General features: G+C 71.0%; 14 protein-coding genes. 9 read left to right on the forward strand and 5 right to left on the reverse strand.

Features of this window, described 5'->3' with window-relative positions:
• Positions 1–105 precede the first annotated feature (105 nt).
• The 8 genes from H9651_RS12310 to H9651_RS12345 all read left to right on the forward strand — a co-directional run bounded on the left by H9651_RS12310 (position 106) and on the right by H9651_RS12345 (position 9,811).
• Entirely contained in the window at positions 106–1,092 is a 987-nt protein-coding gene (locus tag H9651_RS12310; protein ID WP_191719626.1) for a methionine ABC transporter ATP-binding protein, read from the forward strand.
• The gene (locus tag H9651_RS12315) at positions 1,089–1,805 is read left to right on the forward strand and encodes a methionine ABC transporter permease (protein ID WP_191719627.1); all 717 of its coding nucleotides are present in this window, start codon (positions 1,089–1,091) and stop codon (positions 1,803–1,805) included. Before H9651_RS12310 ends, H9651_RS12315 begins: the two co-directional genes overlap by 4 nt.
• A 22-nt stretch (positions 1,806–1,827) precedes the next feature.
• Positions 1,828–2,661 (forward strand): MetQ/NlpA family ABC transporter substrate-binding protein, encoded by an 834-nt coding sequence (locus H9651_RS12320; protein WP_191719628.1) that lies wholly within the window; start codon positions 1,828–1,830, stop codon positions 2,659–2,661.
• A gap of 89 nt (positions 2,662–2,750) precedes the next feature.
• Positions 2,751–3,425, forward strand: a complete 675-nt coding sequence (locus tag H9651_RS12325; RefSeq protein ID WP_191719629.1) for a peptidylprolyl isomerase — start codon at positions 2,751–2,753, stop codon at positions 3,423–3,425.
• Positions 3,426–3,471: 46 nt separating this feature from the next.
• Positions 3,472–4,914: an argininosuccinate synthase gene (gene argG, locus H9651_RS12330; RefSeq protein ID WP_191719630.1), complete on the forward strand. Its 1,443-nt coding sequence runs from the start codon at positions 3,472–3,474 to the stop codon at positions 4,912–4,914.
• A gap of 91 nt (positions 4,915–5,005) precedes the next feature.
• On the forward strand, positions 5,006–7,693 hold the full coding sequence (locus tag H9651_RS12335) for a penicillin acylase family protein (protein WP_225216725.1): 2,688 nt from the start codon (positions 5,006–5,008) through the stop codon (positions 7,691–7,693).
• Between the two features lie 82 nt (positions 7,694–7,775).
• The gene (locus H9651_RS12340) at positions 7,776–8,363 is read left to right on the forward strand and encodes an SRPBCC family protein (RefSeq protein ID WP_191719631.1); all 588 of its coding nucleotides are present in this window, start codon (positions 7,776–7,778) and stop codon (positions 8,361–8,363) included.
• Complete coding sequence (locus H9651_RS12345; RefSeq protein WP_191719632.1) at positions 8,360–9,811, forward strand: phytoene desaturase family protein; 1,452 nt, start codon at positions 8,360–8,362, stop codon at positions 9,809–9,811. Before H9651_RS12340 ends, H9651_RS12345 begins: the two co-directional genes overlap by 4 nt.
• 24 nt (positions 9,812–9,835) lie before the next feature.
• On the opposite strand, the gene H9651_RS12350 is transcribed toward H9651_RS12345, so the two are convergent.
• Positions 9,836–11,515 carry a glycosyltransferase family 2 protein gene (locus H9651_RS12350; protein WP_191719633.1) on the reverse strand — a complete coding sequence of 560 codons (1,680 nt, stop codon included), beginning with the start codon at positions 11,513–11,515 and terminating at the stop codon, positions 9,836–9,838.
• 135 nt (positions 11,516–11,650) lie between these two features.
• Between H9651_RS12350 and H9651_RS12355 the strand changes: the two genes are divergently transcribed.
• Entirely contained in the window at positions 11,651–12,784 is a 1,134-nt protein-coding gene (locus H9651_RS12355; protein WP_191719634.1) for an alpha/beta hydrolase, read from the forward strand.
• A 16-nt stretch (positions 12,785–12,800) separates the two neighbouring features.
• Here H9651_RS12355 and mnhG read toward each other — a convergent pair whose 3' ends face one another.
• The 4 genes from mnhG to H9651_RS12375 are packed head-to-tail and all read right to left on the reverse strand — an operon-like array spanning position 12,801 to position 15,566.
• Positions 12,801–13,157, reverse strand: a complete 357-nt coding sequence (gene mnhG / locus H9651_RS12360) for a monovalent cation/H(+) antiporter subunit G (protein ID WP_191719635.1) — start codon at positions 13,155–13,157, stop codon at positions 12,801–12,803.
• Positions 13,154–13,423 (reverse strand): monovalent cation/H+ antiporter complex subunit F, encoded by a 270-nt coding sequence (locus tag H9651_RS12365; protein ID WP_191719636.1) that lies wholly within the window; start codon positions 13,421–13,423, stop codon positions 13,154–13,156. Before H9651_RS12365 ends, mnhG begins: the two co-directional genes overlap by 4 nt.
• A complete protein-coding gene (locus H9651_RS12370) occupies positions 13,420–14,004 on the reverse strand; it encodes a Na+/H+ antiporter subunit E (RefSeq protein WP_191719637.1) in 585 nt (194 codons plus the stop codon). Before H9651_RS12370 ends, H9651_RS12365 begins: the two co-directional genes overlap by 4 nt.
• On the reverse strand, positions 14,001–15,566 hold the full coding sequence (locus H9651_RS12375; protein WP_191719697.1) for a Na+/H+ antiporter subunit D: 1,566 nt from the start codon (positions 15,564–15,566) through the stop codon (positions 14,001–14,003). Before H9651_RS12375 ends, H9651_RS12370 begins: the two co-directional genes overlap by 4 nt.

The following is a 15,566-nucleotide window of genomic DNA, read 5'->3' on the forward strand; positions in this document are numbered from 1 at the left end:
CGTAACGCGATTACCGCCGGGCCGGGCGCGGCGGGTTGGATCGAGACGGCCCCCTTGCCGCCGATCGGCCGGGTGCGGGCACTGCATTGGAAGGCTTACCCGAACATGATCGCGCTCGACCACGTCACGAAACGCTACGGCGACCTCGCCGCCGTCGATGACGTCTCCCTCACGATCCCGAGCGGCGAGGTCTACGGCATCGTCGGCCAGAGCGGTGCCGGCAAGAGCACCCTGGCCCGCATCGTCAACCTGCTCGAGCGCCCGGATTCCGGCAGCGTCGTCGTGGACGGCACCGACCTCACCGCGCTCGGCACCGCCGACCTGCGCGCCGCGCGCCGTCGCATCGGCATGGTCTTCCAGCGCTTCAACCTGCTCGGCAGCCGCAGCGTCCGCGGCAACGTGGAACTCGCGCTCGAACTCGACGGTGTGCCCCGCGCCCAGCGCCGCGCGCGTGCCCAGGAGATGCTCGACCTCGTCGGCATCGGTCACCGCGGCGATGCGTCGGTGCACGAACTGTCGGGCGGTCAGCAGCAGCGCGTCGGCATCGCCCGGGCCCTCGCCGCACGACCGAGCGTGCTGCTGTCGGATGAGGCCACGAGCGCGCTGGACCCCGAGACGACCGCGTCGATCCTCGACCTCTACCGCCGCATCAACGAGCAGCTCGGCCTCACGGTGCTGCTCATCACCCACGAGATGGACGTCGTCAAGACGGCCTGCCACTCCGCCGCGCTGATCGAAGCCGGTCGCGTGGTCGAGAGCGGCCGTCTCGTCGACATCATCCGCACCCCCGGGTCCCGTCTGACGTCGCAGCTCTTCCCGCTCGGCACGATCCCGGCGACCGTCGAGTCGGATGCCACGGTCATCGACATCACGTTCGCCGGTGGCACCGCCGACCGCCCCGTCATCTCCCGCCTCGCGCGCGAGCACGACGTCGACGTGTCGATCCTCGGCGCCCTGATCGAGCAGATCGGTGGCACGCAGGCCGGTCGCACCCGACTGGAAGTCCCCACCCACGCAGCCGCCGGCATCATCACGGACCTCCGCGGGCAGAACCTGCTGGTCGAGGTCCTGCAGGAAGGCGTACGCGCATGAACGAGCAGCTGCTGCAGATCCTCCTCGTCGCCACGGGGCAGACCCTCTACATGGTGGGCGTCGCGCTGATCGTCACGGTCGTCGTGGGGCTTCCCCTGGGCGTCGTGCTCGTCGGCACCGAGGAGGGCCGGTTCCTCGACCGCCTGTTCGGCTCGCGCACCACCGCCGTCGTCGTCAACCGACTGCTGGATTTCATCGTCAACTTCGGCCGCTCGGTGCCGTTCATCATCCTGATGGTGGCGCTCATCCCCGTCACGCGCTTCATCGTCGGCACCTTCATCGGCCCCACCGCGGCGATCGTGCCGCTGTCGATCGTGGCGATCCCGTTCTTCGCCCGCATGGTGGAGATCTCGATCAAAGAGGTCGACCCGGGTCTGCTCGAGGTGGCATCCTCGCTCGGCGCGAGCCGGTGGGAGCTGGTGACCAAGGTGCTGCTGCCCGAGGCCGCAGCGTCCATGCTGCTGGGGCTGTCGACCACGGTCACCTCGATCATCAACTTCTCGGCCATGGTCGGCACCGTCGCCGGCGGTGGGCTGGGCGACGTCGCGATCCGCTACGGCTACCAGCAGTACAGCTGGATCCACATCATCGCCGTCATCGTCATCATCTTCGCGATCGTCATGGCCCTGCAGTCGCTCGCCGGCTGGGGCGCACGGCGTCTCGCCCGCACCACCCCGACCCGCACGCGCCGTCCCCGCGTCAGCGCCATCTGATCCACCCGAGAGGAATCACTTCATGTCCCGCACCCCCCGCCTCGCCCTGCTGGCCGCCGTCGCGGCAGCCGCCCTCACCCTCACCGGCTGCGCCGGCGCCACCGATTCGGCCGACAACGGCGACGCCGCGGCATCCGACGGGCTCGGCACCATCAAGGTCGGCGCCCTGCAGACCCCGGCCGGCGACATCCTGCAGCACATCGCCGAGAACGCCGCGGCGGAGCTGGGCCTCGAGATCGAGTTCGTCGCGTTCACCGACTACAACACGCCCAACACGGCGCTGGCCGACGGCTCGATCGACGCGAACCTCTTCCAGAACGGCGCGTTCCTGGCCAACTTCAACGAGGCCACCGGCTCCGACCTGGTCAACGTCGGCGAGGCGTACCTGCCCAGCGCCGCCTTCTACTCCGACAAGGTCGACAGCCTCGACGACCTCGAAGACGGCGCGACCATCGCCGTGCCGAACGACCCCACCAACGAGGGCCGGGCACTGCAGCTGCTCGCCGACGAGGGCCTCATCGAGGTCGAAGAGGGCGTCACCGACCTCACCGGCATCACCGCCAACCCGCGCGAGTTCCGGTTCACCGAGATCGAGAACGCGACGCTGCCGCAGGCCCTCCCCGATGTGGATGCCGCGTTCGTGACCATCTCGTTCGCGCTGCCCGCCGGCCTGTCCGGCGACAGGGCGATCCTGCTCGAAGGCGAGTCGAGCCCGTACTACAACGTGCTCGCCACCCGCCCCGAGCTCGTCGAGGACCCCCGCATCGAGGCGCTCTACGACCTGCTGACCTCGCAGGAGACCGCCGACTTCGAGAACGAGACGTGGGGCGGCCTGGTCGTCCCCGTCGTGCGCTGACACCGGCATCCGCACCACCGAAGGCCTCGCTCCGATCGAGCGGGGCCTTCGCCGTGGAGGCGAGGGGCGCGTCGCCCTACGCTGGACGCATGCGCTCCCGTCTGCTCGCCGTCCCCCTGCTCGCCGCTTCGCTCCTCGTCCTCGCCGGGTGCACGGGCGCCGGCGACGGTCCGGCCGCCTCGGGCAGCACGGCCCCCTCCAACGGCGCCTCGGCCGACACGTGCGCCTATGCCGTCGGCGGCTCCGCGGCCGTCGACGTCGACGCCCCGCCGGCGACCCCCACCGTCGACGGCGACGTGTCCGCGACGCTGGAGACCTCGGTCGGCACCATCGCACTCACCCTCGACGCCGAGCGCACGCCGTGCACCGTCGGCAGCTTCGTCTCGCTGGCCGACCAGGGCTACTACGACGACACCATCTGCCACCGCCTCACCACCTCCGGCATCTTCGTGCTGCAGTGCGGCGACCCCACAGGCACCGGCCGCGGCGGTCCCGGCTACAGCTACCCCGATGAGCTCGACGGCACCGAGACCTACCCGGCCGGCACGGTCGCCATGGCCAACGCCGGCCCCGACACCAACGGCTCGCAGTTCTTCCTCGTCTACGAAGACACCCAGCTGCCGCCGTCGTACACGGTGTTCGGACAGATGGATGCCGCCGGCCTCGAGGTCGTCCGCGAGGTCGCCGCCGCGGGGGCCGAGGGTGGCGCGCCCGACGGCATGCCCGCGACCCCGGTCACCATCACCGACGTCGTCATCGGCTGACCGGCGCCGCTCAGGGGGCATCCGCCGGATCACTAGACTGAAGACCATGTCGAAGGTCCTTCAGTCCCTGCCCGTCGGCGAACGCGTCGGCATCGCCTTCTCCGGAGGACTCGACACATCTGTCGCCGTCGCCTGGATGCGTGACAAGGGCGCCGTGCCCTGCACCTACACCGGCGACCTCGGTCAGCCGGACGAGACCGACATCGCCGCGATCCCCGGCCGCGCGCTGGAGTACGGCGCCGAGGTGGCTCGGCTCGTCGACTGCAAGACGGCGCTGGTCGAGGAGGGCTTCGTCGCCCTCGCCTGCGGCGCCTTCCACATCCGCAGCGGCGGCCGCACCTACTTCAACACCACACCGCTGGGCCGCGCCGTCACCGGCACGCTGCTCGTGCGCGCCATGAAGGAGGACGGCGTCGACATCTGGGGCGACGGCTCCACCTACAAGGGCAACGACATCGAGCGGTTCTACCGCTACGGCCTGCTCGCCAACCCCGCGCTGCGCATCTACAAGCCCTGGCTCGACGCCGACTTCGTCACCGAGCTCGGCGGCCGCACCGAGATGAGCGAATGGCTCGTCGCGCACGGCTTCCCCTACCGCGACTCCGCTGAGAAGGCCTACTCCACCGACGCGAACATCTGGGGTGCGACGCACGAGGCCAAGACGCTCGAGCACCTCGACATCTCGCTCGAGACGGTCGAACCCATCATGGGCGTGCGCTTCTGGGACCCGTCGGTGCAGATCGAGACCGAAGACGTGTCGGTGACCTTCGAGGGCGGCCGTCCGGTCGCGCTCAACGGCGTCGAGTTCGCCGACCCGGTGGACCTCGTCTTCGAGGCCAACCGCATCGGCGGTCGCCATGGCCTCGGCATGAGCGATCAGATCGAGAACCGCATCATCGAGGCGAAGTCGCGCGGCATCTACGAGGCGCCGGGCATGGCGCTGCTGTTCATCGCGTACGAGCGGCTCGTCAACGCCATCCTCAACGAGGACACCCTCGCGACCTATCACGAGCAGGGTCGGCGCCTGGGGCGCCTGATGTACGAAGGCCGCTGGCTCGAGCCGCAGTCGCTCATGCTGCGGGAGTCGATCCAGCGCTGGGTGGGCTCGTCGATCAGCGGCACCGTCACCCTGCGCCTGCGTCGCGGCGAGGACTACACGGTGCTCGACACGTCGGGCCCCGGCCTGTCGTACCACCCCGAGAAGCTGTCGATGGAGCGCGTGGGCGACGCGGCGTTCGGTCCGACCGACCGCATCGGCCAGCTGACGATGCGCAACCTCGACATCGCCGACTCGCGCTCGCGCCTGGAGCAGTACGCGGGCATGGGCCTGCTCGGCGGCCCCACCGGCGACCTCATCGGCACGCTGGAGAAGGGCGGCGCGGACGAGATCACCGAGCACGCCGACGGCTACGACGCGAAGCGCGAGGAGCTGGCCGAGGCTGTCGACGGGGCATCCGAGTCGGCGTCGTTCGACTTCGGCGCCGACTGACCCGCCGCGGCGGCGCGATCGGGCGCCGTCGGGATAGCATTCGAGCACCGTCGCGCTCACTGGGGAGTCGCGGCACGACTGGGGATGCTCGATGGCGACACGCGAACTCATGACGGTGGACGACGAACCGCGCGGCGGTGACCCGTCGACCGGCGACGGGGGGACTGCGAAGCGCCGCCGGTCGATCGGTCGCATCATCGGCATGTCGCTGTACGGGCTGTTCGCCGCCATCGTGGTCGTCGCGCTCATCGCGGCGAGCGCCGTGGTGTGGACGATCCAGCGCTCGTTCCCGCAGCTGGACGGCACCGTGGAGCTGGCCGGCCTCGCGGGCGAGGTCGAGGTGCTGCGCGACGAACTGGGGGTGCCGACCATCGTCGCCGGCTCCTCCGACGACCTCTTCTTCGCGCAGGGCTTCGTCCACGCGCAGGACCGCTTCTGGGAGATGGACTTCCGCCGCCACGTCACGAGCGGCCGCGTGTCGGAGCTGTTCGGCGAGAGCCAGCTGCCGACCGACCTGTTCCTGCGCACGCTCGGATGGCGCGAGATCGCCGAGCAGGAGGTCGCCGCCCTCGACGAGGAGACCCGCGGATACTACGAGGCCTACGCCGACGGGGTGAACGCGTACCTCGCCGACCACGACGGCGCGGAGGCATCCTTCGAGTACGCCGTGCTGGGGCTGCAGAACCCCGACTACCGCATCGAGCCGTGGAGCGCCGTCGACTCGATCGCATGGTTGAAGGCGATGGCGTGGGACCTGCGCAGCAACGTCGAGACCGAAACCGAACGGGCGCTCATGGCGCAGGACTTCTCCACCGAGCAGATCACGCAGCTCTTCCCCGGGTACCCGTTCGACCGCAACCCGGTGATCGCCCCCACCCTCACCCCCGTCGACCTGCTGCCGGCCACGCCCGAGACCTCCGGGTTCTCGTCGGCCTCGGTCCCGACGCCGCCGGTCGAGGGCGAGACGGATGCCGCGGCGGCCGTGATCGACTGGGGGGCCGTCGACGGTGTCGTCGAGGCGGCCGCCGCGCTGCTGGGCGGCGTGGGCGAAGGCATCGGCTCGAACTCGTGGGTCGTCTCGGGCGAGCTGACGGCGTCGGGCAAGCCGCTGCTGGCCAACGACCCGCACCTCGGCGCGTCGCTGCCGAGCGTGTGGCACCAGAGCCACCTGCGCTGCGCGCCGGTGTCGGAGGAGTGCCCGTTCGACGTCGCGGGGTTCGGCTTCTCGGGTGTTCCGGGCATCATCATCGGCCACAACCGCGACATCGCATGGGGGTTCACCAACCTCACCACCGACGTGACCGACCTGTACATCGAGCGCATCGACGGCGACTCGTACTGGCGCGACGGACAGCTCGTGCCGCTGGAGACGCGCACCGAGACGGTGGAGGTCGCCGGCGGCGACCCGGTGACCCTCGAGATCCGCTCCACCGTGCACGGTCCGATCGTCTCCGGCCTCACCTCGGACTTCACCGCGATCGCCGCAGACCCGGTGATCCCCCACGGGTCGGGGGCGACGGCGCCCGACGCGGAACCGGCGGGAAGTGAGTACGCGGTGAGCCTGCGGTGGACCGCACTCGAACCCGGCTCCACCGCGGCATCCATCTTCGCGCTCGATGAAGCCACCGACTTCGCGACCTTCCGCGACGCCGCCGCGCTGTTCGACGTCCCCGCGCAGAACCTCGTCTACGCCGACCGCGAGGGCAACATCGGCTACCAGACCCCGGGACGCCTGCCCATCCGCGGCGCCGGCGACGGATCGCTGCCGCAGCCGGGGTGGGACTCCGCCTACGACTGGCAGGGGATGATCCCGTTCGCCGAGCTGCCGGTGGTCTACAACCCCGACGAGGGGTACATCGTGACCGCCAACAATGCGGTCGTCGACCCCGACTACCGCTACTTCCTCACGTCCGACTGGGACTACGGCTGGCGGGCGGCGCGCATCACCGAACTGGTGCAGCGCAAGGCCGCGTCGGGCCCGCTCACCGCCGACGACATGCGCGACATCCAGGCCGACGCGCAGTTCTGGATGGGCAAGCGCCTGGCGGCCGCCTACGCCGACGTCACGACGGACGATGCGCGGACCGATGCCGCACTCGCGCTGCTCGATGACTGGGACGCGCAGAACTCCGCCGACTCCGCCGCCGCGGCGTATGCGAACGTGCTGTGGGACGAACTGGTGGCGAACATGTTCGTGCGGGAGCGCGAGGTGGCCGCCCCCGCCGGCAGCCAGTCGCGCATGTTCCTCGTCGTCGACCGCCTGCTGGACGAATCGACCGACCCGTGGTGGACCAACGAGGGTCTGGGCATCTCGGGCCAGCGGGAGATGCTCGAGAGAACCGCCGACGATGCCGCCGAGCGCCTCGCGGGTCTGCAGGGCGATGATCCGACGCGATGGGAGTGGGGATCGCTGCACGCCATCACCCTCACCAGCGACACGTTCGGCTCGTCGGGCATCGCGCCCATCGAATGGCTGTTCAACCGCGGCCCCTACCCCGTGGCGGGCGGCACGTCGGTGGTGGATGCCACCGGCTGGGTGCTCGGCAGCGACAGCTTCGCCACCGTCACGGTGCCGTCGATGCGGATGGTGGTGGATCTCGCCGACCTCGACGCATCGCGCTGGAACCACCTCACCGGCACGAGCGGCCACGCGTTCCACCCGAACTACACCGACCAGACCGAGACGTGGCAGCGCCGCGAGATGACCCCCTGGGCATTCAGCGACGACGCGGTGCGGGCGGCGGCGACCGACGAACTGCGGCTCGTGCCGGCATCCTGAGCAGGTCACCCGTCCCGACGCAACCCCGGCTGTTCGCGCGGCCTGCTCGCCTACGATCGGAGCACCGACGAGAGGAGTCGCGATGGCAGGCGGCATTGCGCGCGTCATGCGCTGCACACCCGATGATGTGTTCGCCACGCTCGCCGACGGGTGGCTGTACCCCGTGTGGGTGGTGGGAGCGGCACGCATGCGCGCGGTCTCGCCCGAGTGGCCGCAGCAGGGCTCGGCGCTGCACCACTCCCTGGGACTGTGGCCGGTGCTCATCGACGACACCACCGAGATCGTGTCGTGGTCGCCGCCGCGGCGCGTGAGGCTGCGGGCTCAGGCGGGGCCGTTCGGGCGCGCGGTGGTGGTGATCGACGTGCGCGAGCACGCGGAGGGGTGTGTCGTGCGCATGGGCGAGGAGCCCGTCGCGGGAGCGGCTCGCCTGCTGCCGCGCGTGCTGTGGGCGCCGCTGCTGCGGGCACGCAACCGCGAGACGCTGCGGCGGCTGGGGTTCCTCGCCGAGGGACGCCGACGCGAACGCGACGCCGGGGAGCAGACCGCCCGCGACGAGGTGCCCGAGACGCAGCCCGCCGACGCGGACGCGCAGGCCCAGGCCGACGTGCATGCCGCGACGGACGCCGCGGCCGACGCGGGAGCGCCGCCGGCGGGCGATCGATCGGCATGAGCATCCTCGATGCGATCATCGTCGGGGCGGGTCCCAACGGCCTGGCTGCGGCGGTCACCCTGGCCCGCGCGGGACTGTCGGTGCGCGTGTACGAGCGCGCCGCGCAGCCCGGCGGCGGCGCCCGCACACAGGAGCTGACCCTCCCCGGGTTCCGCCACGACACGTGCTCCGCAGTGCACCCGCTCGCCGTCGCCTCCCCCTTCTTCCGCGCATTCGGGCTCGCGGAGCGCATCGAGCTGCTGACCCCCGAGGTGTCGTTCGCGCACCCGCTGCCGGGAGGCGCCGGCGGCATCGCGTACCGCGACCTCGACCGCACCGCGCAGGCGCTGGGCCGCGACGGCCGGGCGTACCGGCGGCTCCTGGCGCCGCTGGCGGCACGGTCGCTGCACGTCGCCGAGTTCACGGGATCGAACCTGATCGGCATCCCGCGGCATCCGCTGGTCGCGGCGCGGTTCGGCATGAGCGCGCTGGAGCAGGGGTCACCGCTGTGGAACGCGCGGTTCTCGGGCGAGGCCGCTCCCGCGATGATCACCGGCGTCGCCGCGCACGCGATCGTGCGCCAGCCGTCGATCGTGGGCGCCGGGGCGGGGCTCGCGCTGCAGGCACACGCGCACGCCGGCGGCTGGCCGATTCCGCGGGGCGGGAGTCAGGCGATCGTCGATGCGCTCATCGCCGATCTCGTGGCCCACGGCGGAGAGGTGGTGACCGACCACGAGGTGCGGTCGCTGCGCGCGCTGCCGCCCGCCCGGGCGACACTCATGGACGTGACCCCGCGCGCGTTGCTGCGCTGGGCCGGCGACCGCCTGCCGGCCCGATACCGCCGGGCGCTGCAGGGGTTCCGTTACGGCAACGCCGCGGCGAAGGTCGACTTCGCCCTGTCGGGTGCGGTCCCGTGGGCGGACCCGCGGGTGGCGCAGGCCGGCACCGTGCACCTGGGGGGCACCCGCCGCGACATCGCGTACGCCGAGAACGAAGTGGCCCGGGGCCGGCATGCGACCGACCCGTACGTGCTGGTGTCGCAGCCGTCGGTGCTCGACGACACCCGCGCGCCCGGCGACGCGCAGTCGTTGTGGGCGTACACGCACGTGCCGGCGGGGTCGACGGTCGACCAGCGCGAGACGATCACGCGCATGATCGAGCGCTCCGCACCCGGGTTCCGGGACCTCATCCTCGATGCCCGCAGCGTCACGGCGGCGGATCTGCCCGAGGAGAACCCGAACTACATCGACGGGGACATCAGCGCCGGTGCGGCGACGCTGCGCCAGTTGGTGCGGCGGCCGGTGGCCACGACCGATCCGTGGCGAACCCCCCTGCCCGGGGTGTATCTGTGCGGCGCGTCGACGGTGCCCGGACCCGGCGTGCACGGCCTGTCGGGGTGGTACGCCGCCCGCTCCGCCCTGCGTCACACCTTCGGCATCCCCACCCTGCCGTCGCTGGCTCCCGCGTGAGCACTCGTCACGCCGAGTGAGCCCTCACCGCCCGCGTGCACGGGAGAGGACCCGCCAGACGCGCGGCGGCACGATGCGACGCGCGAGCGCGATCGGGCGCCGCGCGGCCCGGGCCACCGTGTCTCTGAGCGCGCCGCCCGCACCCTCGCGTCGCAGTTCGACGGTGCCGTCATCGGTGACGACCAGCTCGCACCGGCGCCCGGCGAGCAGCGGCGAGCGCGTCAGCGTCTCGAGGGCCGCCGGCTCCGCGCGCAGCGGGGTGTCGAAGGTCCAGCCGGCGTGACGCACCCGCACCAGGATCTCCCCCTCCGCCCCGCCTGCACCCGAGCCCGCCCCATGCAGCGGGTCCACGACCACGGTCGCTCGTGAGACGTCGCGCTGCGCCCGTCCCGGCAGAGTCCGCACGCGGCCGTCCCGGCGGTCGCGCACCAGCAGATCCACCCGGTCGCGGCGCAGTTCCCGCCCCGCGTCACGCGCGTCGACCGGCAGAGCACCGAGATCGAGGGATGCCGGTGGCCACCAGATCACGGGACGGGCAGGCTCCGCAACGTCCGATTCCGCCACGCCCGCGGCATCGACCCTCTCCTGCCGCGTCTCGAACACGAACGCGTCCTGACCGTCATGGACGAATCGGATGCGCATGCCGAGCTTGAGCCTGCCCCCACGCGTCCACTGCGCGGTGGTGAGGTCGGCGCGGCATTCGATGCCCTGTTCGAACTCGGCCAGTCGGACCAATTCGTCGCGTCGCCCCGACCGCAGCAGCGCCGAGCGCACCCGCAGGGGGAACGGCAGCCCCGACTCGACCCCCGGCCCGAACCGGCGCTGCACGATCGGGATGACGACGTCGAGGAAGCGCTCACGGTACTCGTCGGGATAGCGCACCATGCGCCGCGGAGCCAGCCGGTTCAGGATCTTGCCGCGATACCAATGGCGCAGCAACGTGTCGCGCGTGCGTCCGGGCGTCGTGTTCGCCTCGACGAGATCGAGCACGGTCTCGAGGTGCGGGAAGTAGGTTTCGGGATCGATGCGCGGAGAGCTCGCACTGCCCTCGCTCTTCACCCACGCGTAGCAGGGCTCGCTCGCGAGGATCGACACCGTCTGCGCCGCGAAGTACGCCTGCATGACGAACAGGTGATCCTCAAGCCGCACCTTGCCATCGGGGAAGCGGATGCCGTGGCTGCGCAGGAACGACAGCCGGAACATCTTGTGCGGGGTGAGCACCTCCAGCAGCGGGTCCTTTCCGAGCACCGCGCGCGGGATGTCGCGCTGGAAGATGCGTGCCGGCAGCGCGCGGCCGATGCCCACCTCCTTTCCGACGACGACGTCGGACGCATGCTGATCGGCGTAGTCGCAGAGGCGCTCCAGAGCCCCCTCGAACAGCCAATCGTCCTGGTCGACGAAGTAGACGTACTCGCCCCGCGCCGCGTCGATGCCGCGATTGCGCGGGGTACCCGGCCACCCGGTGTGCTCGAGGGTCAGCACGTGCACGTTCGGGCGCGCGGCCGCGGCATGCGCCAGGCGCCGCCGCGTCTCTTCGTCGGAGCCGTCGTCACACAGCACCACCTCGAACTCGTCCTGCGGCAGCGTCTGCCGGTCGAGGGAACCGACGAGGTCGTCGAAGCCCGCCCCGGGGTTGAACACCGGCACGATCACACTCACCCGCACCGGCCTCGGCTCACTCAGATCGTGTCGCGTCGACGTCATCGTTCCAGCGAACCGCGACAGGGGCGGGATTTCACGGGGTTGCGTTCGCCCGACGGACGTGCTGCGCTGCCGCTTCGCCGTGAGGCGGATGCCCGCGCTCACTAGACTCGAACCCCGACCGGCGAGGAGATCACCATGCCCTTGGACCCGTTCTTCGCGGAGCGGCTGCGGGTGCACCGCCGCTATCTCATCGGGCAGGGACTGAGGGCATTGCGCGGCCGCGTCGCGAGCTGGCGGGCACTGGTGTGGGGCAAGGCCGCGGGGCGCGCGCGAGGGGATGCCGGCGCCTCTGCGTCCGGGACGGCGGCGGGTCACGCGGGTGCGGATCACGCCGGTGCGGATCACGCGGGTGCGGGTCGCTCGAGCGGCGACGCCGCGCGCGCCCGGCATCGGCGAGCCGCCCTCGCCTGGGATCGCAAGGAGCTCGATGCGATCGGCACGCCGGGACCGCCGGTGCGCACGACCGAGCACCAGGTCGCGGTGCCCGGCTACCCGACGGTGCGGGTGCGCATCTACCACCCGCACGCGGCAGACGCCCCGCCGGTGCCGGGGTGGCTGAGCTTCTTCGGCGGCGCGTTCCGCATCGGCGGCATCGACTATCCGACCACCGATGCCGCCAACCGCCGCCGCGCGGTGGAAGCCGGTGTCGCCATCGTGGCCGTCGACTACGCCCTCGCCCCCGAGCACCGCTTCCCGACGCAGGTCGAGCAGGCCCACGCCGCTCTCGTGTGGGTGCACGACAACGCCGCCGAGCTGGGGATCGACCCCCACCGGCTCGGGGTCATCGGCACCTCGGCAGGCGGCGCGATCGCGGCCTCGTTGGCGCTGGCCAACCGCGATCGCGGCAACCTGCCGATCCGGCTGCAGGTGCTCGAGGTGCCCGTCACCGACCTCACCGGCGGCCACATCGACCTGCGGGTCACCTGGGCTCTCGGCATCCCGACGATCATCGCGCTGCGGGAGCTGCGGTCGGTGGCGCGCACGTATCTGCGGCATCGCTCCGACGCACGCGACCCGCTCGCCTCACCGCTGCGCGCGGCCTCGCACGCGGGCCTCCCCGAGGCGGTGATCCTCACCGCGCAGTACGATCCGCTGCGGCGCGACGGGGCCGCGTACGCTGCGCGGCTGCGGGCCGACGGCGTCGCAGCCAGCGCGGTGCAGTACCTCGGGGTCACCCACGACATCCCGATGTTCACGGGCGCGCTGCCGGCGGCGCGGCGGTGGCACCGCGACGTGGTCTCCGCCCTCGCGCGGCTGCACGAGGACTGACGCGACGCGGGAGGGCTCAGCCGCCGGCGGCGGGTGGGGTCTCGCGCGACTCGGTCAGCTCGTCCACGTACAGCGAGCTCGCCTCGATCGTCCCGTTGCGGTGGGCGGCACGCCCGACCATGTGCGCCGACAGCGGCGCCGTCGCCAGTTGCACGAGCACGATGGCGACGAGGAACGCGACCACCGGCCACGAGCGCGCCGACAGCGCCACTGCGAGGCAGATGACGATGAGACCCAGCACCTGGGGCTTGGTCGCCGCGTGCAGCCGGGTGGGCACGTCGTGGAAGCGCAGCAGGCCGATCGCGGCGGTCAGGCACAGCGCCGCCCCGAGGAGGATCAGCACGACGGAGATGATGTCCAGCACGGCGTTCATCGTTCGCTGTTGTCCCTTCTCGCGACGAAGCGCGCGATGGAGATCGATCCGAACACGCCCACCGCGGCGATGATCAGCAGCACCGGCAGCGTACGGGTGTGATGGTTGATGGCCATGTCGGCGCCGAGCAGGCACATCACGAGCGTCATCAGCACATCGGATGCCACGGCGCGGTCGAGGATCGACGGGCCCTTGATGATGCGCCACACCGTGAGTACACCCGACACGGCGAAGACGACGTAGATGACGATCAGCAGCGCACTCATACCGGGGTCCCCCCTTCGCGCGGGGAATCGACCGCCGTCGCGCGGATCTTCTCCACCTGGGCGCGCGAGCCGACGGCGCGCACGATGCGCGCCTCCCACCCCTGGATGGCTCGGCGCTGCATGCGCACGTCGTCATCACTGTCGACGCCGATCACGTGCAGATACAGGATGCGCCGGTCACGATCGGTCTCGACGACGAGCGACCCGGGGATGAGCGAAGCGGTCACGCCCACGTGAGTCATGATGAGGTCGTCGTCGGTCACCAGCGGCACCGCGATGATCGCCGTGCCGGGATAGCGACGGGGATTGAGCACCTGCCACGCGACCAGCAGCGACCCGCGCACGACGGCGCCGAAGAAGGTCACGACGAACACGAATCCGTACCAGAGGTTCACCCGCCCCGACAGCTCCACCGGCGGCAGCCGGAACACGCGCGTGACGAAGAGGGCGACGACCAGTCCGGTGACGAACGCCAGCACCGTGAACTGGCCCCACAGCAGCATCCACAGGGCGACCAGCCACACCATGAACGGCATCTGCCGCCACGCCTGCGCCAGCACGGACTGCCGTTCGGGGCTCACAGCTGCGTCCCCTCTTCCAGCTGCACGAGGGTCACCGGGTCCATGAGCGATGCACCGACGCGCGCGCACACGTCGTAGAGCGGACCGGCGAAGACGGTGAGCGCGATCGTCACGGCGACCATGCCGGCGGTCGCGGCGGTCATGATGCGCGGGATCACCCGGCGACGCGTTTCGATGGCCGCGGCGGGCGCCCCGCCGAGGTACGAGATGCGCGCCTCGGTCTCGGACTCGCTGTGGTCGTCCTCGTCCTCGCGCCAGAACGACAGGTTCCAGGCCCGCATGAGCGAGTACAGCGTGAGCAGGCTCGTGATGATGCCGGCGACGATCAGCACCATCATGAGCGGGGTGCCCACGGATGCCGCGGCGTCGAACAGCGCGAACTTGCCGATGAACCCCGAGAAGGGCGGCAGGCCGCCGAGGTTGATCGCGGGGATGAAGTACAGCACGGCGAGCAGCGGAGCTGCGCGCATGAGGCCGCGCACCTTGAGGATCGACGTGGATCCCGCCCGGCGCTCCACGAGCCCGACAGCGAGGAACAGCGTCGTCTGCACCACGATGTGGTGCACCGTGTAGTAGATGGTCGCGCCGATGGCGGCGGGGGTGGCGATCGCGAGCCCGAACACCATGTAGCCGATGTGACTGACGAGGGTGAACGACAGGATGCGTTTGAGCTCGGCCTGCGCGACGGCGCCGAGCACCCCCACGATCATGGTCGCCAGCGCCACGATGAGCAGCAGGGTGTTGACGTCGTTGTCGCGGAAGATCTGCGTCTCGGTGCGGATCATCGCGTAGACGCCGACCTTGGTCAGCAGGCCCGCGAACACCGCCGTGACCGGCGCGGGCGCGGTCGGGTAGGAGTCCGGCAGCCAGAACGACAACGGGAAGACGGCGGCTTTGATGCTGAACGCCAGCAGCAGCAGGATGTGCAGCACGAGTTGCGTCTGCTGCGGCAGTTCGCTCATCCGCTGCGACAGCTGCGCCATGTTCACCGTGCCCAGCGCCCCGTAGATGGCGGCGATGGCCGAGAGGAACAGAATCGACGACACGAGCGAGACCACGATGTAGACGACACCGGTGCGGATGCGCGACTCGGTGCCACCCAGGGTGATGAGCACGTACGAGGCGACCAGCAGGATCTCGAAACCGACGTAGAGGTTGAACAGGTCGCCCGCGATGAAGGCGTTGAAGATGCCCGCCGCGAGGATCAGATACGACGGGTGGAAGATCGACACCGGCGTCTCGTCGTCGCCGTCGGCGGCGCCCTGGCCGACCGAGAACAGCAGCACCGCCAGCAGCACGATGCTGGACACGACCACCAGCAGCGCGGCGAGCCGGTCGACGTAGAGCACGATGCCGAACGGGATCGGCCACCCACCCACCGACACCGCGAACGGCACATCGGAGGAGTCCACCGCCACCAGCAGCACCGCAGCGATGATGCAGACGAGGGTCAGGGTGATGATCGAGACGACCACCTGCGTGCGACGATGACGGCCGGCGATGAGGGCCACCGCGGCACCCAGCAGCGGCAGGGTCACCAGCAGCGGGACGAGGGTGTTCAG

The organism is Microbacterium pullorum, from assembly GCF_014836535.1.
Lineage (GTDB): Bacteria > Actinomycetota > Actinomycetes > Actinomycetales > Microbacteriaceae > Microbacterium > Microbacterium pullorum.